The sequence below is a fragment of the Microbacterium sp. NPDC056736 genome, from assembly GCF_042790415.1.
Taxonomy (GTDB): domain Bacteria; phylum Actinomycetota; class Actinomycetes; order Actinomycetales; family Microbacteriaceae; genus Microbacterium.
On sequence record NZ_JBHTZE010000003.1, the window covers coordinates 385,239 to 407,300 of the forward strand.

Below are 22,062 nucleotides of genomic sequence, written 5' to 3' on the forward strand. Positions count from 1 at the left end.
ATGCTAGCCAGCCACCCTGGGAAATGCCCAGACGCAACCTCCGCGCGCGCCGTGTCATACTGTTCGTGCGCCCGATGGCGGGCGTGCGGGTCAAGCCCCCGCTCATTCCTCACTACGGATCGTCCGGCACGTACCTGCCGGTGAAGGAGAAGAGAACATGGCGTCCGTCACGTTTGACAACGCAACTCGTCTGTACCCCGGGGGCACCCGCCCCGCCGTCGACAAGCTCAACCTCGAGGTCGGTGACGGGGAGTTCCTCGTTCTCGTCGGCCCGTCGGGCTGTGGCAAGTCCACCTCGCTGCGCATGCTGGCCGGCCTCGAAGAGGTCAACTCCGGCCGCATCCTCATCGGCGACCGCGACGTCACCGACGTCCCGCCGAAGGACCGCGACATCGCGATGGTCTTCCAGAACTACGCGCTGTACCCCCACATGACGGTGGCCGAGAACATGGGCTTCGCGCTCAAGATCGCCGGTGTCGGCAAGGAGGAGCGCGCCGCGCGCGTCCTCGAGGCCGCCAAGCTGCTCGACCTCGAGCAGTACCTCACCCGCAAGCCGAAGGCCCTCTCGGGTGGTCAGCGTCAGCGTGTCGCCATGGGCCGCGCGATCGTCCGCCAGCCGCAGGTGTTCCTCATGGACGAGCCGCTGTCGAACCTCGACGCCAAGCTCCGCGTCCAGACCCGTACTCAGATCGCGTCGCTGCAGCGCCGCCTCGGCGTCACCACCGTCTACGTCACGCACGACCAGACCGAGGCCCTCACCATGGGCGACCGCATCGCGGTCCTCAAGGACGGCCTCCTCCAGCAGGTGGGCACCCCGCGCGACCTCTACGAGAAGCCGAACAACGTGTTCGTCGCCGGCTTCATCGGCTCGCCCGCGATGAACCTCTTCCCGGCAGCGCTCGCCGAGGGCGGCGTGCAGTTCGGCAGCGAGGTCGTCCCGCTCGACCGCGACACCGTCGGCCGCGCCCACGGCAGCGAGGTCACCATCGGCGTCCGCCCCGAGGACATCGTGGTCGGCCCGGCCGACGGCAAGGGCCTGTCGGTGGTCGTCGACCTCGTCGAGGAGCTCGGCGCCGACGGCTACCTGTACGGCCACACCGACATCAACGGCAAGCGCACCGACATCGTGGCGCGCGTCGACGGACGCAGCCACCCGCACGCGGGCGAGACCGTCACGCTCGCGGCGACCGCGGGGCACGTGCACGCCTTCGACATCGAGTCGGGCGAGCGCCTCAACGACGCCCCGGTGGTCTCGGGCGCCTGACGTCATCCATCGCGACGGCGCGGGTGGGAGCCATCCCCCCGCGCCGTCGCGCTGTCCCCAGGAGTTGATGTGTCCGAGGCCCTGAGCATCACCGCCAGCAGCGTCGATCCGGGGCTGCTGACCCTCCCCTGGTCGACGCCGCTGGGCGACTGGCCGTCGAACCACATCGTCTTCCTGCCCAAGGGCATCTCGCGGCACCTGGTGCGCTTCGCCAATCTCTCGGGACGCGTCGTCGCCATCAAGGAGACGACCCAGGCCATGGCGCAGCGCGAGTACGACATGCTCGGCAACCTGGCCCGTCTGGACGTCCCCTGCGTCGAGCGCGTCGCGGTGATCGCGGGGCGGACGGATGCCGCGGGCGAGCCGCTGCCGGCCGCCCTGGTGACGGCGCACCTGAAGTTCTCACTGCCCTACCGCGCGCTGTTCACGCAGGTCCTGCGGCCCGACACGGCCACCCGGCTGGTGGACGCGCTCGCGCTGCTGCTCGTCCGCCTGCACAACGTCGGCTTCTTCTGGGGCGACGTGTCGCTGTCGAACACGCTGTTCCGCCGTGACGCGGGGGCGTTCGCCGCGTACCTCGTCGACGCGGAGACCGGCGAGCTCCATGAGAGCGGGCTCACCCGCGGTCAGCGCGCGCACGACCTCGACGTCGCCCGCACGAACATCGCCGGCGAGATCATGGATCTGGAGGCCGGCGGCCGGCTGGAGGGCGGTGTCGACGCGATCGAGATCGCCGACGGGATCGTGTCGTCCTATCACGCGCTGTGGGCCGCGCTCACCGACGAGGAGACGTTCCGCGCCGACGAGGCGTGGCGGCTCACCGAGCGCGTCCAGCGTCTCAACGACCTCGGCTTCGACATCGGCGAGATGTCCATCCACGCCACCACCGACGGCACCAAGGTGTCCATCCAGCCGAAGGTGGTCGACTCCGGCCACCACCAGCGGCGGCTCCTGCGCCTGACCGGCCTGGACGTCGAGGAGAACCAGGCCAGGCGGCTGCTGAACGATCTGGACGAGTTCCGCGCCCGCATCTCGCGCCTGGGCTCCGACGAGGAGATGGTCGCGCACGAGTGGCTGACACGCGTGTTCGAGCCGGTGGTGAAGGCGATCCCGTGGGACCTGCGCTCCAAGCTCGAACCCGCCGAGGTGTTCCATCAGCTGCTGGAGCACCGCTGGTACCTCTCGCAGGCGAAGGGCAAGTCGGTGCCGCTCGCCGAGACGCTGACGAGCTACATCGACAACGTGCTGCGGCACCGTCGCGACGAGGCGACGCTCATGGGTCCCTCCACCGAGACGGTCTCGCTCCCGGTCATCACGTCGCCGAATCCGGTCCTGGACGACGACGAGGCCGCGATCGACTGGCGCGACCTCGTCTGACCTGCCCGAGGGGAAGGGCTGCCGTCCGCGGACGGCAACCCCTCCTCGTCAGCGGGAAGTCAGTACCCGACGGTGAATCGCCGGCGCGGGTGCTTCGGGTGCTCGATCTCGTCGAGGACGGCGACCGCGAAGTCCTCCCCGGAGATGAAGGACTCACCCTCGGCATCCGTCACGATGACGTCGCCCCCGGTGCGGTACGAGCCGGTGCGCTCGCCCGGGTTGTACGCGCCGAAGCCACCCGCCGGGTGGATGTAGAACCAGTCCAGCGACTCGGGGCCCGCCTGCAGGTCCTCGAGCACGCCGATCGCCTCCAGCGCCTCGGCCTTGTAATCCTCGGCGAACGACGGCAGGTCCACGACGCGCTGGCCGTCCTCGGTGACGAGGCTCCCGCCGGCGCCGCCGATGACGCCCAGGCGGACGCCCTCGGGCAGGAGCGACGCGAGCGCGCCCAGGTTGGGCCGCACGAGCCCTTGCATGTCGCCGCGAGGTGCGACGGCCGACACCACCACGTCGACGCCCTCGAGCTGGGCCAGGAGGTCGGGCACGTCGGTCAGCGAGCCCTCGGTGTACAGCGCGCCCTCGTGACGTTCGGCGGGGATGCGGCGCGCGATGGAGAGCACCGTGTGGCCGCGACTCACCGCCTCGGCGACGATGTGGCGGCCGGCGTAGCCGGAGCCTCCGATGACGGCGATGCGTGCCATGGTGTGCCTTTCGACGAGTCGTTGCGCCGGCGTCGGCCGGCCCTTCGTGTGACAAGCCCGCGCGGCGCCGGTGCATTCCCCGGAATGGGAATGCGTCGCCGCGTCAGGTGGTCGGGGCGCTGCGGAGCGTGGAGACCTGGTACAGGGCGACGGATGCCGCGATCCCCGCGTTGAGCGACTCGGCGGCCGCCGAGATCGGGATCGAGACGATCTGGTCGCAGGTCTCGGTCACCAGGCGCGAGAGCCCCTTGCCCTCCGAGCCGACGACGACCACGACGGGGCGGTCGGCGAGCTGCAGCGCGGGCAGCGAGACGTCGCCGTCGCCGTCGAGGCCGAGGACGAACACGCCCTGCTTCTTGAACTCCTTGAGCATCGTGGTGAGGTTGGCGGCGACGGCCACCGGGATCCGGGCCGCGGCGCCCGCGCTCGTCTTCCACGCCGCCGAGTTCACCCCGGCGGACCGGCGCTGCGGCACGATGACGCCCTGTCCGCCGAACGCCGCCGTCGAGCGGATGATCGCACCCAGGTTGCGCGGGTCGGTGACGCCGTCGAGCGCCACCAGCAGCGGCACCTCGCCGCGGTCGAGGATCTGCTCGAGGAGGTCCTGCGGATGCGCGTACTGGTACGGGGGCACCTTCAGCGCGACGCCCTGGTGCACGCCGTCGAAGCCCGCCATCCGATCGAGCTCCGGCCGCGTCACCTCGAGCACCGGGATCTCGCGATGCGTCGCGAGGGCCAGCATCTCCTTGACGCGGTCGTCCATCTCGACGCGCTGCGCGATGTAGAGCGCCGTCGCGGGGATCTTCGCGCGCAGCGCCTCCAGCACCGAGTTGCGGCCGGTGACCGTCTCGGTGTCGTCGCCCGCCTTCGTCTTGGCGCGGTTCGGGCCCGCGCCCTGCGGTGGCCGCTGCCCGGGCTTGCCCTTGCCGCCGGCGGCCGCGTAGCGCTCGGCGGCTGCCTTGCGCTTGCCCGCGACGTGCCAGCCGCGGTCCTCCGCCTTCGGGGTGGGGCCCTTGCCTTCGAGGGACTTGCGGCCGTGGCCGCCGGTGCCCTTCATGGCGCCCTTCTTCTTGCTGTTGCCCGCTCCGGGGCGTGCCGGCTTAGCCATCGATCAAACTCCAGTGTGTTCCGTCTGCGGTGTCTTCCAGGGCGATCCCGGCCGCCGCGATCGCGTCGCGGATGCGGTCGGCCGCCGCCCAGTCCTTCGCGGCGCGCGCGTCGGCGCGCTGCGCGATCATCGCCCCCACCAGCGCGTCGAGGGCGGATGCCTCGGCCGAGGCGTCCGCCGCGTGCCAGTGCGGGTCGAGGGGGTCGATTCCGAGCACGCCGGCCATCACGGCGACGTCGGCGAAGGCTCTGAGCGCGGCGTCCCGGTCGCCGGCATCCAGTGCCGAGTTGCCGTCCCGCACCGTCTCGTGCAGGACGGCGAGCGCCTGCGGGACGCCGAGGTCGTCGTCGAGGGCGGCAGCGAAGGCGAGGGGCACCTCGGCCGTCAGCCGCAGGTCGTCCGTGTCGTCGCGAAGCGTGCGCAGCGCCCTCTCGAGGAACGTGCGGATGCGCCCGATCGCCGCCTCGGCCTCGTCGAACGTCGACGTGGTGATGTCGAGGCTGGAGCGGTAGTGGGCGGCGGCGAGGGCGTAGCGGATGACGAGCGGGTCGCGCTCGCGGAGCACGTCCTCGGCGAGGATGAAGTTGAACAGCGACTTCGACATCTTCTGCGCGCCGACGGTGACCAGGCCGTTGTGCACCCAATAGCGGGCGAACCCGTCGCCCGCGGCGGTGGACTGCGCGAGCTCGTTCTCGTGGTGCGGGAAGCGCAGGTCGAGACCTCCGCCGTGGATGTCGAACTCGGCGCCGAGGTACCGCCGCGACATGGCGGAGCATTCGATGTGCCAGCCCGGCCGTCCCGGCCCCCACGGCGAGTCCCACATCGCGGAGGACGGCTCGTCGGCCTTAGCGCCCTTCCACAGCGCGAAGTCGCGGGGGTCGCGCTTGCCGCGCGAGTCCGCGTCGGCGGCGGGCTCCATGGCGTCGATGCTCTGGCGGGTCAGCGACCCGTAGTCCGCCCACGAGCGCACGTCGAAGTACACGTCGCCGGCGGCGGTGCCGCCGGCGGCGTACGCGTGACCGGACTCGATGAGCCGGGCGATGAGCTCCTGCATCTGCGGGATGGACGCCGTCGCGCGCGGCTCGTACGTCGGAGGAAGGATGCCGATGGCCGTGTAGGCGCGGGTGAACTCGAGCTCCATGCGATAGGCCAGGGCCCACCACGGCTCCCCGTCGGTCGCGTTGAGCAGCACCTTGTCGTCGATGTCGGTGACGTTGCGGACGAAGGTGACCCGACCGTAGCGGTGCGTCAGCCAGCGGCGGAGGATGTCGAAGCTCAGCGCGCCGCGGAGGTGGCCGATGTGGGGTCCGGACTGCACCGTGGGACCGCAGACGTAGACCGTGACGTTCTCTGGGTCGAGTGGCACGAAGTCGCGCAGGGCCTGCGCCTTGGTGTCGTACAGCTGAACCGTCACCGCACCAGCCTACCGGCGGGTCGTGCGGGGTCACTGGGCGAAGGCCCCGCGCAACCGCCGGCGCGCGGGATATAAACGGATGGTGCATGTGCTCGCCGTCCTCGCCGCCGCCGTGCTGTTCGGCACCACGGGCACCTCCCAGGCCCTCGGCCCCGACGGCACCACGCCGCTGTCGATCGGCGTCATGCGCATGGTGATCGGCGGCACCGGTCTCGCCGTCATCGCGTTCTCCCTCGCCGCCCGCCACGCACGCCGGCGGCCCTCGGCGGCGACGCGCCCCCGTCTCACGCTCCAGCCGCTGTCACTGATGGTTCTCACCGGCGCATGCCTCGCGCTGTACCAGCCGCTGTTCTTCCTCGGCACCGCCCGCAACGGCGTGGCCGTCGGCACGGTCGTCGCGCTCGGGTCGGCGCCGATCCTGGCCGGTCTCCTGGAGTGGGCGCTCACCCGGCGGACACCGACCCCGACCTGGATGGCGGCGACGGCGCTCGCGACGCTCGGGGTGGTGCTGCTGGGGTTCGGCGGCGAGGCGGGCGACGGCTCGGGGACGGACCCCCTCGGTCTTCTCGGCTCCGTGGGGGCGGGCGCGTCCTTCGCGGTCATCGCGAACGCCCAGCGGCGGCTGCTCGACGCCGGGTGGGATCCCTTCACCGTGGTGGGTGCGATGGGTGCGAGCTCGGCGGCGATCTGCGCCTTCGCGCTGCCGTTCGTCGACCTCGCGTGGCTCGGCACGGGCTCGGGCGTCGCGATGGCGTTGTGGCTGGGCCTGGGCACCATCTCGATCGCGTACGTGCTGTTCACATGGGGGCTCAGCGGGCTCACCGCGGCGACGGCGGCGACCCTGACCCTCGGCGAGCCGCTGACGGCCAGCGTCCTCGGGATCGTCGTGCTGGGCGAACGGCTGTCGGCGCTGGCCGTCGTCGGGCTCGTCGTGCTCGCCGCCGGTCTGGCGCTGCTCGCCTGGGGATCACGCGTACCGCGGGACCCCGCACCCTACGCCGTGGAGGCGTGACGGCGCGCGGGCCGAAACACGGCGGCAATCCGGCGATGGCACACTGGGCGGGACATGCAGCGCACCATCGAGATCCGCACCGACGACCTGAGCGGCGAGGCGACCAGACGCCTCATCGCCCGCCACCTCGCCGGCATGCACGACACCTCTCCTCCCGACAGCGTGCACGCGCTCGACATCGACGCGCTGCGGCATCCGTCCCTCTCGGTCTGGTCGGCGTGGATCGACGGCGAGCTGGCGGGCGTGGGCGCGCTGAAGGCGCTGGACGCCGACCGAGGCGAGATCAAGTCGATGCGCGTCGACGACCGCTTCCTCGGGTTCGGGGTGGGCCGGGCGCTGCTGCGGCACATCATGGACGACGCGCGCCGGCGCGGGATGGGCACGCTGTGGCTCGAGACCGGGACGACGCCCGAGTTCCTGCCCGCGCAGCGGCTCTACGAGAGCGAGGGATTCACGCACTGCGGACCGTTCGGGGACTACGCGCTCGACCCGTTCTCGGTCTTCATGACCCGCGTGCTCTGATCCGCTCAGGCGGGCACGACGAGCGCCACCGCGAACGCCGACACGCCTTCGCCCGCTCCGGCGAAGCCCAGACCGTCGGTGGTCGTGGCCGAGACCGACACCGGCGCTCCCCCGAGCGACGCCGACAGCGCGCTCTCGGCCTCGAGGCGACGTGCGGCGAACCGGGGGCGATTGGCCTGCACCTGTACCGACACGTTGCCCACCCGCCACCCCGCCTCGCCGAGGATCGCGGCGGTCCTGGTGAGGAAGGCGTCGGCATGCGCACCGGCGTACTCGGGGTGATCCGTTCCGAAGTGGGTGCCGATGTCGCCGAGTCCGGCCGCAGCCAGCAGCGCGTCGACGATCGCGTGCGCGACGGCGTCGCCGTCGGAATGGCCCGAGAGAGGCACCTCGCCCGGCCACTCCAGGCCAGCGAGCCAGAGCGTCCCGTCGCCGCCGAACGCGTGCACGTCGGTGCCGACGCCCACCCGCGGCGCGACCGCAGCAGGCGCGGGATGCGATGCGTCGGGCGATTGCGGCGCCGCGACGAGGTGGCGGGCGCGTTCCAGGTCCGCGGGCGTGGTGATCTTGAAGGCGAGCGGATGCCCCGGCACGGCCACGACGGGATGACCGGCCGCCGCGACGAGGGCGGCGTCGTCGGTGAACTCCACGGCGGCGCCGGCATATGCCGCGTCCAGCACCTCCCGCCGGAAGCCCTGCGGCGTCTGGGCCGCCGCGAGTTCTGCACGGTCCACGGCTGCCACGATCTCGTCGCCGGACACGCGCTTGATGGTGTCGATGACCGGGAGCACCGGGATCGCACCGTCGGCTCCGGCGACGACGGCGCCGACGACGCGGGCGAACACCTCGGCGGGGGTCAGCGCGCGGGCCGCGTCGTGGACGAGCACGACCTCGACGTCCTCCCGCAGTGCCCGCAGGCCGGCAGCGACGGACCCCTGGCGGGTGCCGGCGCCCGTGACGACGGAGACGAGGTCGCGTTGACCGGCCGCGGCGACCAGGGCCTCGTCGAGCGCATCCTCCTCGCGGCCCTCCGGCGCCACGATGACGACCTGTGCGGGCGCCGCGGCGAGCACGCCGAGCAGGGCGTGCCGGAGGATGCTCCGGCCGTCGATCCGGGCGAACGCCTTCGGCGTCGATGCACCCAGGCGGGTTCCGGAGCCGGCGGCCACGACGATGACGCCGACGTGCGGCACGGGGGTGATGCTCACCCGTTCACGCTATCGCGACCGGGGATCGCATTCTCCCGGGGCAGACAGCGGAACGGCGCCCCGTGGGGCGCCGTTCCGGTGTCTGTCTCAGCTTGCGAGGACCTCGTCGAGGAGGACGCTGGCCTGCTCCTCGTCGGTCTTCTCGGCGAGAGCGAGCTCGGAGATGAGGATCTGCTTCGCCTTGGCGAGCATGCGCTTCTCACCCGCGGACAGGCCGCGGTCCTGATCGCGGCGCCACAGGTCGCGGACGACCTCGCTGACCTTGATCACATCGCCGGAGGCGAGCTTCTCGAGGTTCGCCTTGTAGCGGCGGGACCAGTTCGTGGGCTCTTCCGTGAACGGCGCGCGCAGCACCTCGAAGACCTTGTCGAGGCCCTCCTTGCCGATGACATCGCGGACGCCGACCAGGTCGACGTTCTCTGCGGGTACTTCGATGATGAGATCACCCTGCGTGACGTTGAGCTTCAGGTACTTCTTCGTCTCGCCCTTGATGATCCGGTCTTTGACCTCGATGATCGTTGCCGCCCCGTGGTGGGGGTAGACGACCGTCTCGCCAACCTCAAAAAGCATGGAGTTATGTCCTTTCGGCAACCTCCAGGATACCACAGGAGAAATACGCTAAGGTTCTCCGCCCCACCCCTCCCCGGCCGCGCCTCGCACGTGCGGCGTGGTCCGTTCCGGCGGTGCCGAACCCCCTAGAATGCTGGAGAACCGTCATCCGTCTTGGGAGGATCCGTGATCTCGATACACCGCCGCAACGGTTTTGCGAACGGCCGATTCGCGGCGGCACCGGGTTCGAGGGGTCGACGGCTCGTCGCGTCGCTCGCCATGGGCGGCGCCCTCGCCCTGACCGCGACCGGCTGCGCGATGATCTCGCCGCAGGCGACCACGATCTCGTACTCGGCTGCGGAGGGCACCAACGTCGTCGGCGCCGGCCCCGTGCAGGTGCGCAACGCCCAGATCGTCGCGAACGAGGACGGCTCCGAGGGCAACTTCGTGGCGGCGCTGGTGAACGACACCGACGAGACCCAGACCCTCAACATCGACTTCGGGGGCGAGGATTCCGACATCTCGCTGACGGTCCGGGTTCCCGCTGACACCGTGCTCAGCCTGGGCGCCGAGGACGGCGAGGAGCCGATCCTCATCGAGGACCTCGACACCATGCCGGGCGCGTACATCGACGCGTACTTCCAGTCCGGCGACGCCGAGGGCGAGCTCGTCTCGGTCCCCGTGCTCGACGGCACCCTGGACTATCTCACGGCGCTCGCGCCGTGACCTGACCGACTCCGCGAACGCGAAGAGGGCGCCCCGGTGGGGCGCCCTCTTCGCGTATGCCGTGGGTGCTCAGCCTTCGAAGCGGTAGCCGAGGCCCCGCACCGTGACCAGCATCTCAGGGGCACCGGGGTTCTTCTCGATGCGCGAGCGGATGCGCTTGATGTGCACGTCGAGCGTCTTGGTGTCGCCGAAGTAGTCGCTCCCCCACACGCGGTCGATGAGCTGACCGCGGGTGAGCACCCGGCCGGCGTTGCGCATCAGAACCTCCAGCAGCTCGAATTCCTTCAACGGCATGTTGATCTCGCCGCCGTCGACGGCCACGGTGTGCCGATCGATGTCGAGCACCACCCGGCCGCCCTCCAGGACGCGGTCCTCGAGGTCCGCGTCGAGCTGCGAGAAGCGTCGCAGCACCGCCCGCATGCGGGCGAGGAGCTCGCGCGCCGAGTAGGGCTTGGTGACGTAGTCGTCGGCGCCCAGTTCGAGTCCCACCACGATGTCGACCTCCGAGTCCTTCGCGGTGAGCATGATGATCGGCACAGACGATGTCGTGCGGATCTGCCGGCACACCTCGGTTCCGGGCATCCCGGGCAGCATCAGGTCGAGCAGCACGATGTCGGCGCCGCGCTCGCGGAACGCCGTCAGCGCGGCCGGGCCGTCCTCGGCGATCTCGACGTCGTACCCTTCGCGACGGAGGAGGTAGGCGAGCGGGTCGGCGAGGTCGGGCTCGTCCTCGACGATCAGGACGCGGGTCATGCGGGATCTCCATTTCCGGCGGAAGCATGTTCGGCACGAGAGGCGGACGGGGCTTTGCGGGGACGCCTGGGCTTCGCAGGGACGTCGCGCGCCGCTGCGGGCGCAGCCACGGGCGCCGCAGGCGCCGGGGCGGGAGCGGGCGCAGCGGGGGCGGCGGAACCGGCGGGCGCGGGAGCGGCGGAGCCGGCGGGGGCCTTCTGCACAGCGCTCGCGTCGGCCGAGGACGCCCGCCGCTTCTTGCGTCCCCGCTTCGGCGCGGGGCCGACCTCAGGGGCGTCCGCCTGCGGCAGGCGGATGGTGAAGGTGGAGCCACGGCCGGGCCGCGACCACAGCCGCACCTCGCCGCCGTGACGCTGGACGGCGTGCTTCACGATCGAGAGGCCGAGGCCGCTCCCGCCCGTGCGGCGGGCCCGTGCCGGGTCGGCGCGATAGAAGCGCTCGAACACGCGGTCCTGCTCACCTTCGGCGATGCCGATGCCGCGGTCGGTCACCGCGATCTCGACGACGCGGTCGGCGACCTTGATGCCGATGCCCACGCTCGATCCCCGCGGCGAATACGCGATCGCGTTCGCGATCAGGTTGCCGACGGCCTCGCTCAGCACCTGCGCGTCCCCGAGCACGTACAGGCCGCGCGCGCCGCCGCGCACCACCTCGACGCCGGCGGAGTCCGCCTGGATCGCGTGGGCGTCCAGGGCGCCGGCTACGACCTCGTCGATCGAGACGATCCGGGCCGGCAGCTCATCGGCCGCCTGCAGCCGCGAGAGGTTCATGATGCGCGAGGTCAGCAGGGCGAGCCGTGCGGCCTCGGCCTGCAGGCGCGTCGCGAAGATGCGCACCTGGGGCGGGTCGTCGGCGGCGGACTCGATGGCCTCGGCGAGCAGGCTCACCGCGCCCACGGGCGTCTTCAGCTCATGGCTCGTGTTGGCGACGAAGTCGCGGCGCATCTCCTCGACGCGCTCGCGCTCGGTGATGTCGCGCAGCACGAGGAGGGTGAGCCGCGGCGAGATGCGCGACGCTCGCACCGAGACCAGCCGGGGTTCGGCCGGCGGCGCCCCGCGACGCAGCCGCATCGTCTGGGTCGCCGTCGTCTCGGTCGCGATCGCGTCGCTGGTGCGCACGCGACGGGCGAGGGCCCGCAGCTCGTCGGTCGGAAGCGAGCCGCCCTCCGCGAGCTCGAACGCGGCGGCCGCCGACGAGGCGGCCAGGACGGTGAACGAGGCGTCCACGACGATCGCGGCGTCGTCCATGCCGTGGAGCACGCCGCGCACTCCGTCAGGGACCTCCACCGAGCTCTCGATGAGAGCGCGATCGCGCGCCCGCATCGCCGCGACGACGAGGGCGGAGACCGAGCCGCCGACGACGATGCCCGCGAGGAGGGCGAGCAGCGCGAGCTGCGTCGTGTCCATGCCACCAGCGTACGGGCACGCCCACGGCGCCGTCGGACGGCGGCGGTGACGACGGCGCACGCGCCCGCCAGTGTTCACCGATGCGGCACCATCCGTTAACCTTCCCTGACGAGAATCGCCGGGGCGCTGGCTTGTGCCTTCCCCGGAACCACGAAAGGTGCATCGGAATGCGCGAAGTCTTCCACCAGTCTCTCGAGGACGTGCAGGGGCGTCTCGTCGAGATCGCCGAGCTCGTCACGATCGCCATCGACAAGGCGACGCGTGCGTTCGGCACGAGCGACGTGTCGCTCGCGGAGGAGGTCATCGAGGCCGACGCCGTCATCGACGAGAAGGCGATCGCGCTCGACGAGCTCGCGATCGAGATCCTGGCCCGTCAGCAGCCGGTGGCGCGGGATCTGCGCATCGTGGTGAGCGCGCTGCGCATGAGCGCGTCGCTCGAGCGCATGGGCGACATCGCCGAGCACATCGCTCAGCTCACCCGCATGCGCTTCCCCGAGCGGGCCATCCCCAAGGGCCTGAAGTCGACCTTCCTGCGGATGGGCGAGCTCGACGTCGAGGCCGCGCGCCAGCTGACCGAGCTGCTGCGCACCCAGGACGGCGACCTCATCGACGAGATCCGCAACGCTGACGACAAGCTCGACGAGCTGCACGTCTCGGTGTTCGAGAAGGTGCTGAGCGACAGCTGGCAGGGCGATCCGTCGGCGACCGTCGACGCGACCCTCGCCAGCCGTTACCACGAGCGCTTCGGCGACCATGCCGTCTCGGTGGCGAAGAAGGTCGCCTACCTGTCGACGGGCGACTGGACCAGCAGCACCGACACCATCGACGTCATCCACGGCTGAGCCCACGGACGGAAGAAGGGACCGGATGCCTCAGCCGAGGCATCCGGTCCCTTCTGCTCGCCGGTGCTACTTCTTGCCCTGGTTGGCGACCGCGGCGGCGCCCGCGGCGGCGGCCTCCGGGTCGAGGTACTCCCCCGGGCTGAGCGGCTCGAGGTTCTCGTCGAGGCGGTAGACCAGCGGGATGCCGGTCGGGATGTTCAGCTCGGCGATGTCGGCGTCGCTGATGCCGTCGAGGTGCTTCACCAGGCCGCGCAGCGAGTTGCCGTGCGCCGTCACGAGAACGGTTTTGCCCGCCTTCAGGTCGGGCACGATGTCGCTGTGCCAGTACGGCAGCATGCGGTCGATGACGATCTTGAGCGACTCGGTGTCGGGCACCTCGCCGTCGATGTCGGCGTAGCGCGGGTCGCCGACCTGGCTGTACTGGTCGTCGGCCGGCAGCGGCGGCGGCGGCACGTCGAACGAGCGGCGCCACAGCATGAACTGGTCCTGGCCGAACTCCTCGAGCGTCTGGGCCTTGTCCTTGCCCTGCAGCGCGCCGTAGTGACGTTCGTTCAGGCGCCACGAGCGCTTGACCGGGATCCACAGGCGGTCGGCGGCGTCCAGCGCGATGTCGGCGGTCTGGATGGCGCGGCTGAGCACGGAGGTGTGGAGGACGTCGGGAAGGATGCCGGACTCGGCGAGCAGCTCGCCGCCGCGCTGGGCCTCGGCCTTGCCCTGCTCGGTGAGTCGGACGTCGACCCAGCCGGTGAACTGGTTGGTCTTGTTCCACTCGCTCTGGCCGTGTCGAAGGAGGATCAGCGTGTAGGGCGCGGTCATGCGCCCCATGATATCGGCGCGGGGCGGCCCTCCCCCGTCCTGTGTCCCCGGCATGGCACTCCCCGCTGGCATCATGGGGGGATGGCGCGGGGACCGGTCGGGCAGATCACGCGCGGCACCACCGGGACGAACCGGCTGCGGCGGGTGGACCGCTGGATCGCCCGGCACCCCGCCCTGCGCCGCTCGACCGATCCGCTCGTGATCGACCTCGGGTACGGCGCAAGCGGTGTCACCGCACTCGAGCTGTACGCCCGCCTCGTCCGTGCGCGCCCCGACGTCGAGGTCCTGGGCCTCGAGATCGATCCCGGCCGCGTCGCCCGCGCCCGAACCCAGCTCGCGGCGGTGCGCGCGGGCGAGACGACGTTCCCGGCCGATGCGCGGGTGTCGTTCGCCCGCGGCGGGTTCGAGGTGCCGGTGCCGGACGGGCGGCGTCCGGCGGTGATCCGGGCCTTCAACGTGCTGCGGCAGTACGACGAGCCGGAGGTGGCGGGCGCGTGGACGGCGATGGCGTCGCGCCTCGCGCCGGGCGGGCTGCTCGTGGAGGGCACCTGCGACGAGATCGGCCGCATCGCGACGTGGGTCGCCCTGGGGACCGACGCCGCGCCGCGCACCCTCACCGTGTCGCTGCGGCTGGCCGGGCTGCAGCATCCGTCCGTCGCCGCGGAGCGGCTTCCGAAGGCGCTCATCCACCGCAACGTGCCGGGGCAGCGCGTTCACGCGTTCCTGTCGGCGCTCGACGCGGAATGGGACCGCGCCGCCGCAGTCGCCCCGTTCGGGCCCGTGCACCGGTGGCGCACGGCGCTGGCGGCGCTCGTCGACGGCGGGTGGCCGGTTCTCGAGCGCTCCCGCTGGCGGCTCGGCGAGGCGACGGTGCCGTGGGAGGCCGTGGCTCCGTGGTGACGCGAGGCTAGACGCGCGGCAGCACGGCGCGCGCGTCGGCCGAGGTCATGCCCGTCGCGGTCAGCAGGTCGACGGCGAGCGGGCGGAGCGCCGTGAGGAGGTTCAGCTCGGTCTGCGTGCCGTCCGGGAGGATCCGCGCGGGATCCAGCCGCGCCGCCACGGCGGCGACGGCCTCCCGCGCCGGCGGCTGCAGCGAGATGTCGTCGAGGCTCTCCCCCACCAGCTCCGCCGCGCGCATGAGCTCGGCCAGCACGTCGGCCGGCACGGGGCGGCGCTGCCCGTCCTCGCACAGGTAGACCGCGCGCCGCGCGACGACCCGCAGGTTGCGCGTCGCGAAGTCCATCGCCTGCAGCACGCCGTGGTGCCGCCGCAGCTCGGCCCGCTGGGGGCGGAGCCACGGTGAGAAGCCGGCGACCGCCAGACTCGAGTCCAGCGACGCCCGCCAGTCATCGACGCGCGGCGCGATCGCGCGCGCCTTCTCCAGGCCCCTGGCCGCCCGGATCGGGTCGCCTCGACGCAGCGCCTGCACGATGGTGCGCGCCGCCGAGTCCGCCGCCGCGAACACCGCATGGCCGTCCCGCGCCTCTTCGCGGCGGGGGTTGCGCGGGATGAGCGCGGTCACCAGCAGCGCCGCGACCCCGCCGACGACGCCGTCGACGACGCGCGCGAACGGCTGGCTCGCCGGCAGCGACATCACGATCGACGCCTGGATGCCGGCCATGATCGCGAAGGGCGGGAAGGGCGAGAGGAAGCGGGCGACCACCAGCGTCACCCCGAGGGCCAGCGCCAGCTGCCACCACCCCGGCCCCACCACCACGACGAAGGCCTCCGCGACCAGGATCCCGACGATCATGCCCACCACGGTCTCGAGCACCCGCTTCGGGCGGGCATCGCGGACGAGCCCGAGGCTCGAGATGGTGACGGTGGCGGCCAGCAGCGGCGCGGGATGGCCGACCACGTAGTGCGCGAAGGCCCATGCCGCGGTCGCCGCCACCGTGATCTGCACGATGGCCAGCGCCGAGCCGCGGACGCGGGTGAGCGGCGGCCGGAGGTCGAAGCGGGCGCGCCATCCGGTCGGAACGGCTTGCGTGATCGCGGCGGTGTCGCCGTCTCCGCTCACCGTCGGACCCTCGCCTACTGCGCCGCGCTGCGGCGCGAGAGCCGGGTGATCCTGGGCACGTTCGCCGTGGCGCCGGCGTCGGGCGGCACGATGACCTCCTGCGCCGCGGCGACGGGACCGTCTTCGGTGTCGACGGTGAGGGCGGCGTCGACGGGGGTCGTGCGCCGCACCACGGCCAGGGCGATCGGCCCCTCCTCGTGGTGCAGGGCGGCGGAGGTCACGATGCCCACCTCGGCGTCGCCGAGCCGCACCGCGGCGCCGTGCGCGGGCAGCACGCTGCCGGAGCCGTCCAGCTGCAGCGCGACCATCCGCCGCGGCGGGTGGCCGAGGTTGTGCACCTTGGCGACGGTCTCCTGACCGCGGTAGCAGCCCTTCTCGAGATGCACGGCCGTGCGCAGCCAGTCCAGCTCGTGCGGCAGCGCCCGCTCGTCGACGTCGGTCGTCCACCGCGGGCGCCATGCCGCGACGCGCAGCGCGTCGACCGCGGCGAGGCCGGCGAGCTCGAGCTCGCCGCGGGCTGCGGCATCCGCGATCCGTCGCTCCTCGTCGCGCGTGACGATCGCCTCGGCCCAGTCGCGGTCGGCGCCGGGGTGGGGGTCGACCGGCGCGTAGGCATGGCCGCCGGGCATGACATCGGGCCACGGATCCTGCCAGACCAGCGGCACTCCGGACGGCGCGGCCGGCGTGATGCGCGCGAGCGCCGACGCCGTGCCCCCGACCACCGCGAACTCGTCGGCGATCCGCGGGTCCACGCGGAGCCGGAAGCGCATCCTGCGCAGCCAGCCGTGCAGGCCTTCGACATCGCCGCGGTCGGCGATGAGCCAGGTCGTCTCGCCGTCGTCGACGACGGATGCCGCGTGCTCGACGTGCCCCTGGGGGTCGAGGATCAGCAGCTCGGTGCCGACGCCGGGCTGCAGAGGGGCGAGGGCCTGCGACGAGAGCGAGTCGAGCCAGGTGAGCCGGTCCTCGCCGGGGACGGCGATGACGGCACGGTCCCCGAGCGGCGCCACGGCCGCGCCCGCGGCGAGGCGCCGCTGCTCGACGAGCGGATTGCCCACGTGCTGGAGACCCGCGTCGTCGACGACGGCCCCGGGGAGGGCGGCGAACAGGTCGGTCATCGGTGCTCCCCGCTCAGTCGGCCCGGGCGAGCCGCGCGGACGCGTGCGCGGCGAGCTCGTAGCCGAGCGCGGCGATGTCCCACGCCCACAGCAGGTGCCCGTCGACGAGTCCGTACATGCGGGTGGCCGCCGCGTAGTTCTTCGCGCCCGCCGGCCGCACGACGGCATCGGTGGCGATGTCGATCCGCGGGCCCTTGATCTGGCCGAGGTACAGCTCGCTCACGCCGTCGGCATGCACGATCGCCGCCTCGATGTCGAAGCCGCCGTCGGCGTTGCGCAGCCGTTCGATGTCTTCGGCGCCGCGCGCGACCGGTGCGGCCGTCGGCGGAAGGAGACCGGGGCCGGCATCGGCGTCGGTGGCCGGACGGGACAGGCGCCAGTAGCCGAGCTCGGCGACCAGGCGCGTGCGCGACCCCGGGTCGTCGGCGTCGTGCAACCACGCCTCGGCCGAGTAGTTGAGGTAGTCGCCGCCGTCATGGCTGAAGCTGACCCGGTGGGTGAACTCACCGGTCAGCGAGTGCTCCCCGTAATCGATGACGCCGGTGCCCTCCCAGACCCCGATGAGCCAGGACAGCGGGACGAGTTCGGCGGGGAGGTCGGTCGGGATGTCGATCACGACGGACCCGTCAGCGCTGGCCGCGGTACAGGTTCTTGAGGACGACCGCGGAGACGAAGGCGATCGCGAGCGAAGCCAGACCGAGCAGGCCCACGTAGAAGAGTTCGAGCGCGACGAGATCCATGGCAAGGAGTCTAGCCGGGAACGAGGGCGGCGAGTCCGAAGCCCAGGCTGATGACGCCCATCACGAGGGCGGCGCCGAGCATGCTGGCCGCGACCCGCTCGGTGAAGCCCTGCGAGCGGCCCGGCCAGAGCTGGATCGCGAACGCCGCGATGAGGCATCCGCCCAGTCCCACCGCCAGCCATGCCCCGCGCCAATCGGGGGTGGCCAGGACGCCGATCACGATCGCGATCACGGCCGCGAGCACCCACACGGCGATGATCCCGCCGAGCGTGCGCCGGGGTGCGAGGTCGGGGATGGCCACGGCTCCATCATCCCGCATGACGGCGCGTGGCGCACGCTTCGGCGGCGGCGTCGGGCTCTCGCGATCGGAGCGCACGGCCGCCACGCCCTACACTGGGGTTCGCGGCGCGCCCCCACGTGCCGGGAAGGCGATCCATTGGCACAGCTCCTGGTTCTCAGTTCCACGCACGGAGGCGGTCCCGTCCTGCCCTCGCTCGAACTGCTGAGTCACCGCGTGCGCCAGATCCCGGCCGAGCCGGCGCAGCTCGTCAACGCGCCGAGCGCCGACGTCATCTTCGTCGACGCGCGCGTGGACCTCGTCGGCGCCAAGTCGCTGTGCAAGATCCTCAACACGACGGGCCTGGATGCCCCGCTCCTGCTGATCGTCACCGAGGGCGGGCTCACCGCGGTGTCGCCCGACTGGGGCGTCGACGACGTCATCCTCTTCACCGCCGGACCCGCCGAGGTCGACGCCCGGATCCGCCTGGCCGTCGGCCGCCAGTCGGCCGAGCAGGTCTCGACGCGCATCCAGACCTCGGGCATCACGATCGACGAGTCCTCGTACTCGGCCAAGGTGCACGGCCGCGCGCTGGACCTCACGTACAAGGAGTTCCAGCTCCTCCACTTCTTCGCCACGCACCCCTCCCGGGTGTTCACGCGCGAGCAGCTGCTGAGCGAGGTGTGGGGGTACGACTACTTCGGCGGCACCCGCACCGTCGACGTGCACGTCCGGCGTCTGCGCGCCAAGCTCGGCGACATGGAGCAGCTCATCGGCACCGTGCGCAACGTGGGCTACCGCTTCAACGTCTACGAGGACGAGCCGGAGCCTGCTCCGGTGCCGCGCGAGCGCAGCGACGCCTGAGACGGATGCCGCGGCCCGCCGCGGCATCCGCCCATCCGCTGCTGCGGGGGCGTCGCCGGCGGCCCCGACTCGTTCACACTCTCGACACGCGACCCTGCAATGATGAGGGGATGATCGAACCCGAGGTGCTCGACGCCGGCCTGGGCGACGCGGACGACGACGACTTCGACCTCGAGGAGGTCTTCGACTCCCAGCTGCCCGATCACCGGTACCTGGATCGCGAGGTCAGCTGGCTCTCGTTCAACCAGCGGGTGCTCGAGCTCGCGGAGGATCACCGTCTGCCGGTGCTCGAGCGGGCGAACTTCCTCGCGATCTTCGCGAGCAACCTCGACGAGTTCTTCATGGTGCGCGTGGCAGGCCTCAAGCGCCGCATCGTCACCGGCCTCGCCGTTCCCACGAACGTCGGCCGCTCCCCCGCGGACGTCCTCGCCGACATCTCGGCCGACGCCCACCGCCTGCAGCTGCGCCATGCCGAGACGTGGAAGAGCCACGTCAAGCCCGCCATGGCCGAGGCGGGCATCGAGGTCGTCTCGTACGAGACGCTCCAGGCGGACGAGCGCGCCCAGCTCTACGAGTACTTCCAGGCGCAGGTCTTCCCGGTCCTCATGCCGCTCGCGGTAGACCCCGCCCACCCGTTCCCCTACATCTCGGGCCTGTCGCTCAACCTCGCGATCCGCATCCGCAGCGCGCGCACCGGGCGCCAGGAGTTCGCCCGCCTCAAGGTGCCGCCCATGCTCCCCCGGTTCGTCGAGCTTCCCCCGGCTGACGGCGCGGTGCGCTACCTGCCGCTGGAGGACCTGATCTCCAACCACCTCGACGACCTCTTCCCGGGGATGGAGGTGCTCGACCACCACGCCTTCCGCCTCACCCGCAACGAAGACGTCGTGATCGAGGAGGACGAGACGGAGAACCTCATCCAGGCGCTCGAGGCGGAGCTGCTGCGGCGGCGCTTCGGCCCGCCGATCCGCCTGGAGATCACCGATGACATGGACGACGTGACGCTCGACCTCCTCATCAAGGAGCTCGACATCACCGAGCAGGAGGTCTACCGCCTCCCCGGCCCGCTCGATCTGCGCGGGCTGTTCGACCTGTCGCGCATCAACCGGCCCGACCTGCACTACAAGCCGCACGTGCCCACGACCGCCCTGGCGTTCCAACCCGGCGACAACAACGAGCGCCCCGACATCTTCTCGTCGATCCGCAAGGGCGACGTGCTCGTGCAGCACCCGTACGAGTCGTTCGCGACCAGCGTGCAGGCGTTCCTGGAGCAGGCGGCCAAGGACCCGCACGTCCTGGCCATCAAGCAGACGCTGTACCGCACCTCCGGTGACAGCCCGATCGTGGAGGCGCTGATCGACGCCGCCGAGGCCGGGAAGCAGGTGCTCGCCCTCGTCGAGATCAAGGCCCGCTTCGACGAGGCGAACAACATCGTGTGGGCGCGCAAGCTCGAGAAGGCCGGCGTGCACGTCGTCTACGGGCTCGTGGGCCTGAAGACCCATTGCAAGCTCGCCCTGGTGATCCGCGAGGAGAACGGCGTGCTGCGCAGCTACAGCCACGTCGGCACCGGCAACTACAACCCCAAGACGAGCCGCATCTACGAGGACTACGGCCTGTTCACGGCCGACGACCAGGTCGGTCGCGACCTGACGCGCCTGTTCAACGAGCTCAGCGGCTACGCCATCGAGAAGAAGTTCAAGCGCCTCCTGGTGGCGCCGCTGCACCTGCGCAAGGGGCTGCTCCGCCTGATCGACAAGGAGCGGCGCAACGCGCAGGCCGGCAAGCCCGCGAGCGTGCGCATCAAGGTGAACTCGATCGTCGACGAGCAGATCATCGACGCGCTGTACCGCGCCAGCCAGGCGGGCGTGAAGGTGGAGGTGTGGGTGCGCGGCATCTGCGCGCTCAAGCCCGGCGTCGAAGGGGTCAGCGACAACATCACGGTGCGCTCCATCCTCGGCCGGTACCTCGAGCATTCGCGGATCTTCGCGTTCCACAACGACGGCGACCCGATCGTGTACATCGGCAGCGCCGACATGATGCACCGCAACCTCGACCGCCGGGTCGAGGCCCTGGTGCGGGTGTCGTCCCCCGCCCACGTGAAAGAGATGAACGACCTCTTCACGCTCGCGATGAGCGACACGACCAGTTCGTGGCACCTCGGCCCGGACGGCGAGTGGGTCAGGCACCACACCGACGCCGACGGCAAGCCGCTGCTGGACATCCAGGACCGCCGGATGACCAACGTCCAGCGCCGCCGGCGCGCGCGGGCGGTGCGATGACCGAGACCGCGATCTACGCGGCCGGCGGGGTGGTCTGGCGCATCGTCGACGAGAAGGTGCTCATCCTCCTCATCCACCGCACCAAGTACCGCGACGTCACGCTGCCCAAGGGCAAGGTCGACCCGGGCGAGATGCTCGCCGAGACTGCGGTCCGCGAGATCCACGAGGAGACCGGCATCCGCGTCGCCCTCGGGGTGGCAGTCGGCGTCTCGCGATACCGGCTCCCCAGCAAGCGCACCAAGATCGTGCACTACTGGGCCGCCGAGGCGACCGACGCCGCGATCCGCGCGTCGGCGTTCGTGCCGAACAAGGAGATCGCCGCGCTTGAGTGGGTCTCGCCCAAGAAGGCCCTCAAGCGGCTCAGCTATCCCGTCGACCGCGAGATCGTCGAGCACTTCCTCCGGCTCATGGACGAAGGCGTCCTGCGCACCTTCCCCATCATCGCGCTGCGCCACGCCAAGGCCCTCGCGCGCGAGGAGTGGAAGGGGAAGGATGCCGCGCGCCCGCTGTCGCCCCGCGGCCGCAAGCAGGCGAGCGCCATCGTCGGTCCGCTCCAGGCGTTCGGCGTGAGACGCATCATCTCGAGCCCGGCGACGCGCTGCGCCGACACCGTGAAGCCGCTGGCCGCCGCGCTCGGTCGGCGGATCGAGCTCACCAAGCTCATCAGCCAGGACGCGTGGGAGGACGGCAAGTCCGACGCCCGCACGATCATCGGCGAGCGCGTGCGTGCGCGCAAGCCCGCCGTCCTGTGCAGCCACGGACCGGTGCTCCCCGACATCCTGAGCGAGCTCGCCCTGGCCACCGGCACGCTGCGCGGCTCGTACCTCGGCAGCGCGTCCGCCCTGGAGACGGGAGCGTTCTCTGTGGCCCACCTCTCGGTCGACAATCCCGGTTCCGGCATCGTCGCGATCGAGACCCACGAGCCGAAGGTCTGACCGGGGGCGCCCCCCGCGCACCCCTGCCCGTTCACCTCCCGTTCACCTGCGCAGCGCACTCTCTTAAGAGTCCGAGCCTACGTTTCAGAGCGAACCCCGCACCGGGTTCCCACCCGAAGGTCCTGCACGGACCT

Annotated in this window: 22 protein-coding genes; 10 read left to right on the plus strand and 12 right to left on the minus strand. The window is 71.6% G+C overall.

What is annotated here, in order from left to right; all coding sequences use genetic code 11:
• The first annotated feature begins 157 nt into the window (after positions 1–157).
• Positions 158–1,264 carry an ABC transporter ATP-binding protein gene (locus ACFRAL_RS09115; protein ID WP_378881977.1) on the plus strand — a complete coding sequence of 369 codons (1,107 nt, stop codon included), beginning with the start codon at positions 158–160 and terminating at the stop codon, positions 1,262–1,264.
• Positions 1,265–1,333: 69 nt separating this feature from the next.
• Positions 1,334–2,641, plus strand: a complete 1,308-nt coding sequence (locus ACFRAL_RS09120; RefSeq protein ID WP_336396691.1) for a DUF4032 domain-containing protein — start codon at positions 1,334–1,336, stop codon at positions 2,639–2,641.
• 59 nt (positions 2,642–2,700) lie between these two features.
• On the opposite strand, the gene ACFRAL_RS09125 is transcribed toward ACFRAL_RS09120, so the two are convergent.
• The 3 genes from ACFRAL_RS09125 to cysS form a co-directional block, all read right to left on the minus strand.
• Positions 2,701–3,342 (minus strand): NAD(P)H-binding protein, encoded by a 642-nt coding sequence (locus ACFRAL_RS09125; protein WP_336396692.1) that lies wholly within the window; start codon positions 3,340–3,342, stop codon positions 2,701–2,703.
• A 103-nt stretch (positions 3,343–3,445) separates the two neighbouring features.
• Positions 3,446–4,450, minus strand: coding sequence for a 23S rRNA (guanosine(2251)-2'-O)-methyltransferase RlmB (gene rlmB / locus ACFRAL_RS09130; protein WP_378881981.1), 1,005 nt, complete (start codon positions 4,448–4,450; stop codon positions 3,446–3,448).
• Entirely contained in the window at positions 4,443–5,864 is a 1,422-nt protein-coding gene (gene cysS, locus ACFRAL_RS09135; RefSeq protein WP_378881984.1) for a cysteine--tRNA ligase, read from the minus strand. The genes rlmB and cysS overlap by 8 nt, the downstream gene beginning before the upstream one ends.
• Positions 5,865–5,943: 79 nt before the next feature.
• Between cysS and ACFRAL_RS09140 the strand changes: the two genes are divergently transcribed.
• Together ACFRAL_RS09140 and ACFRAL_RS09145 are read left to right on the plus strand one after the other, a co-directional pair.
• Positions 5,944–6,876 (plus strand): DMT family transporter, encoded by a 933-nt coding sequence (locus tag ACFRAL_RS09140; protein WP_378881986.1) that lies wholly within the window; start codon positions 5,944–5,946, stop codon positions 6,874–6,876.
• A 54-nt stretch (positions 6,877–6,930) separates the two neighbouring features.
• Positions 6,931–7,398 (plus strand): GNAT family N-acetyltransferase, encoded by a 468-nt coding sequence (locus tag ACFRAL_RS09145; RefSeq protein ID WP_378881988.1) that lies wholly within the window; start codon positions 6,931–6,933, stop codon positions 7,396–7,398.
• A 5-nt stretch (positions 7,399–7,403) separates the two neighbouring features.
• On the opposite strand, the gene ispD is transcribed toward ACFRAL_RS09145, so the two are convergent.
• Positions 7,404–8,606, minus strand: a complete 1,203-nt coding sequence (ispD, locus tag ACFRAL_RS09150; RefSeq protein ID WP_378881991.1) for a 2-C-methyl-D-erythritol 4-phosphate cytidylyltransferase — start codon at positions 8,604–8,606, stop codon at positions 7,404–7,406.
• Between the two features lie 87 nt (positions 8,607–8,693).
• On the minus strand, positions 8,694–9,176 hold the full coding sequence (locus tag ACFRAL_RS09155) for a CarD family transcriptional regulator (RefSeq protein ID WP_106816803.1): 483 nt from the start codon (positions 9,174–9,176) through the stop codon (positions 8,694–8,696).
• 258 nt (positions 9,177–9,434) lie between these two features.
• Here ACFRAL_RS09155 and ACFRAL_RS09160 point away from each other — a divergent pair, with 258 nt between their 5' ends.
• The gene (locus ACFRAL_RS09160) at positions 9,435–9,881 is read left to right on the plus strand and encodes a DNA modification methylase (RefSeq protein WP_378881995.1); all 447 of its coding nucleotides are present in this window, start codon (positions 9,435–9,437) and stop codon (positions 9,879–9,881) included.
• A 69-nt stretch (positions 9,882–9,950) separates the two neighbouring features.
• On the opposite strand, the gene ACFRAL_RS09165 is transcribed toward ACFRAL_RS09160, so the two are convergent.
• Positions 9,951–10,634 (minus strand): response regulator, encoded by a 684-nt coding sequence (locus ACFRAL_RS09165; RefSeq protein ID WP_378881998.1) that lies wholly within the window; start codon positions 10,632–10,634, stop codon positions 9,951–9,953.
• Positions 10,631–12,040 (minus strand): sensor histidine kinase, encoded by a 1,410-nt coding sequence (locus ACFRAL_RS09170; protein WP_378882001.1) that lies wholly within the window; start codon positions 12,038–12,040, stop codon positions 10,631–10,633. The genes ACFRAL_RS09165 and ACFRAL_RS09170 overlap by 4 nt, the downstream gene beginning before the upstream one ends.
• A gap of 167 nt (positions 12,041–12,207) precedes the next feature.
• On the opposite strand from ACFRAL_RS09170, the gene phoU reads away from it, so the two are divergent.
• Entirely contained in the window at positions 12,208–12,882 is a 675-nt protein-coding gene (phoU, locus tag ACFRAL_RS09175; RefSeq protein ID WP_336396701.1) for a phosphate signaling complex protein PhoU, read from the plus strand.
• 66 nt (positions 12,883–12,948) lie between these two features.
• Here phoU and ACFRAL_RS09180 read toward each other — a convergent pair whose 3' ends face one another.
• Complete coding sequence (locus tag ACFRAL_RS09180; RefSeq protein WP_336396702.1) at positions 12,949–13,698, minus strand: phosphoglyceromutase; 750 nt, start codon at positions 13,696–13,698, stop codon at positions 12,949–12,951.
• A gap of 81 nt (positions 13,699–13,779) precedes the next feature.
• On the opposite strand from ACFRAL_RS09180, the gene ACFRAL_RS09185 reads away from it, so the two are divergent.
• The gene (locus tag ACFRAL_RS09185; RefSeq protein ID WP_378882005.1) at positions 13,780–14,598 is read left to right on the plus strand and encodes a class I SAM-dependent methyltransferase; all 819 of its coding nucleotides are present in this window, start codon (positions 13,780–13,782) and stop codon (positions 14,596–14,598) included.
• A 7-nt stretch (positions 14,599–14,605) separates the two neighbouring features.
• Here ACFRAL_RS09185 and ACFRAL_RS09190 read toward each other — a convergent pair whose 3' ends face one another.
• The 4 genes from ACFRAL_RS09190 to ACFRAL_RS09205 form a co-directional block, all read right to left on the minus strand.
• Positions 14,606–15,718 carry an aromatic acid exporter family protein gene (locus ACFRAL_RS09190; RefSeq protein WP_378882008.1) on the minus strand — a complete coding sequence of 371 codons (1,113 nt, stop codon included), beginning with the start codon at positions 15,716–15,718 and terminating at the stop codon, positions 14,606–14,608.
• A gap of 14 nt (positions 15,719–15,732) precedes the next feature.
• Entirely contained in the window at positions 15,733–16,836 is a 1,104-nt protein-coding gene (locus ACFRAL_RS09195) for a YgfZ/GcvT domain-containing protein (RefSeq protein WP_378882011.1), read from the minus strand.
• A gap of 13 nt (positions 16,837–16,849) precedes the next feature.
• Positions 16,850–17,452 (minus strand): FABP family protein, encoded by a 603-nt coding sequence (locus ACFRAL_RS09200; RefSeq protein WP_378882014.1) that lies wholly within the window; start codon positions 17,450–17,452, stop codon positions 16,850–16,852.
• Positions 17,453–17,586: 134 nt separating this feature from the next.
• Positions 17,587–17,877 (minus strand): hypothetical protein, encoded by a 291-nt coding sequence (locus ACFRAL_RS09205; protein ID WP_336396707.1) that lies wholly within the window; start codon positions 17,875–17,877, stop codon positions 17,587–17,589.
• A gap of 135 nt (positions 17,878–18,012) precedes the next feature.
• On the opposite strand from ACFRAL_RS09205, the gene ACFRAL_RS09210 reads away from it, so the two are divergent.
• The 3 genes from ACFRAL_RS09210 to ACFRAL_RS09220 all read left to right on the plus strand — a co-directional run bounded on the left by ACFRAL_RS09210 (position 18,013) and on the right by ACFRAL_RS09220 (position 21,928).
• Positions 18,013–18,717: a response regulator transcription factor gene (locus ACFRAL_RS09210; protein WP_336396708.1), complete on the plus strand. Its 705-nt coding sequence runs from the start codon at positions 18,013–18,015 to the stop codon at positions 18,715–18,717.
• A gap of 110 nt (positions 18,718–18,827) precedes the next feature.
• A complete protein-coding gene (locus ACFRAL_RS09215) occupies positions 18,828–20,993 on the plus strand; it encodes an RNA degradosome polyphosphate kinase (protein WP_336396709.1) in 2,166 nt (721 codons plus the stop codon).
• A complete protein-coding gene (locus ACFRAL_RS09220) occupies positions 20,990–21,928 on the plus strand; it encodes an NUDIX domain-containing protein (protein ID WP_378882018.1) in 939 nt (312 codons plus the stop codon). Before ACFRAL_RS09215 ends, ACFRAL_RS09220 begins: the two co-directional genes overlap by 4 nt.
• The last annotated feature ends 134 nt before the right edge of the window (positions 21,929–22,062 follow it).

Coding starts and splice junctions, on each gene's coding strand:
- ACFRAL_RS09215 (WP_336396709.1), top strand. CDS start 18,828: ATGATCGAACCCGAGGTGCTCGACGCCGGCCTGGGCGACGCGGACGAC.
- ACFRAL_RS09180 (WP_336396702.1), bottom strand. CDS start 13,698: ATGACCGCGCCCTACACGCTGATCCTCCTTCGACACGGCCAGAGCGAG.
- ACFRAL_RS09195 (WP_378882011.1), bottom strand. CDS start 16,836: ATGACCGACCTGTTCGCCGCCCTCCCCGGGGCCGTCGTCGACGACGCG.
- ACFRAL_RS09145 (WP_378881988.1), top strand. CDS start 6,931: ATGCAGCGCACCATCGAGATCCGCACCGACGACCTGAGCGGCGAGGCG.
- rlmB (WP_378881981.1), bottom strand. CDS start 4,450: ATGGCTAAGCCGGCACGCCCCGGAGCGGGCAACAGCAAGAAGAAGGGC.
- ACFRAL_RS09125 (WP_336396692.1), bottom strand. CDS start 3,342: ATGGCACGCATCGCCGTCATCGGAGGCTCCGGCTACGCCGGCCGCCAC.
- ACFRAL_RS09170 (WP_378882001.1), bottom strand. CDS start 12,040: ATGGACACGACGCAGCTCGCGCTGCTCGCCCTCCTCGCGGGCATCGTC.
- ACFRAL_RS09140 (WP_378881986.1), top strand. CDS start 5,944: ATGGTGCATGTGCTCGCCGTCCTCGCCGCCGCCGTGCTGTTCGGCACC.
- ACFRAL_RS09185 (WP_378882005.1), top strand. CDS start 13,780: ATGGCGCGGGGACCGGTCGGGCAGATCACGCGCGGCACCACCGGGACG.
- ACFRAL_RS09155 (WP_106816803.1), bottom strand. CDS start 9,176: ATGCTTTTTGAGGTTGGCGAGACGGTCGTCTACCCCCACCACGGGGCG.
- ACFRAL_RS09160 (WP_378881995.1), top strand. CDS start 9,435: ATGGGCGGCGCCCTCGCCCTGACCGCGACCGGCTGCGCGATGATCTCG.
- ACFRAL_RS09115 (WP_378881977.1), top strand. CDS start 158: ATGGCGTCCGTCACGTTTGACAACGCAACTCGTCTGTACCCCGGGGGC.
- ACFRAL_RS09220 (WP_378882018.1), top strand. CDS start 20,990: ATGACCGAGACCGCGATCTACGCGGCCGGCGGGGTGGTCTGGCGCATC.
- phoU (WP_336396701.1), top strand. CDS start 12,208: ATGCGCGAAGTCTTCCACCAGTCTCTCGAGGACGTGCAGGGGCGTCTC.
- ACFRAL_RS09165 (WP_378881998.1), bottom strand. CDS start 10,634: ATGACCCGCGTCCTGATCGTCGAGGACGAGCCCGACCTCGCCGACCCG.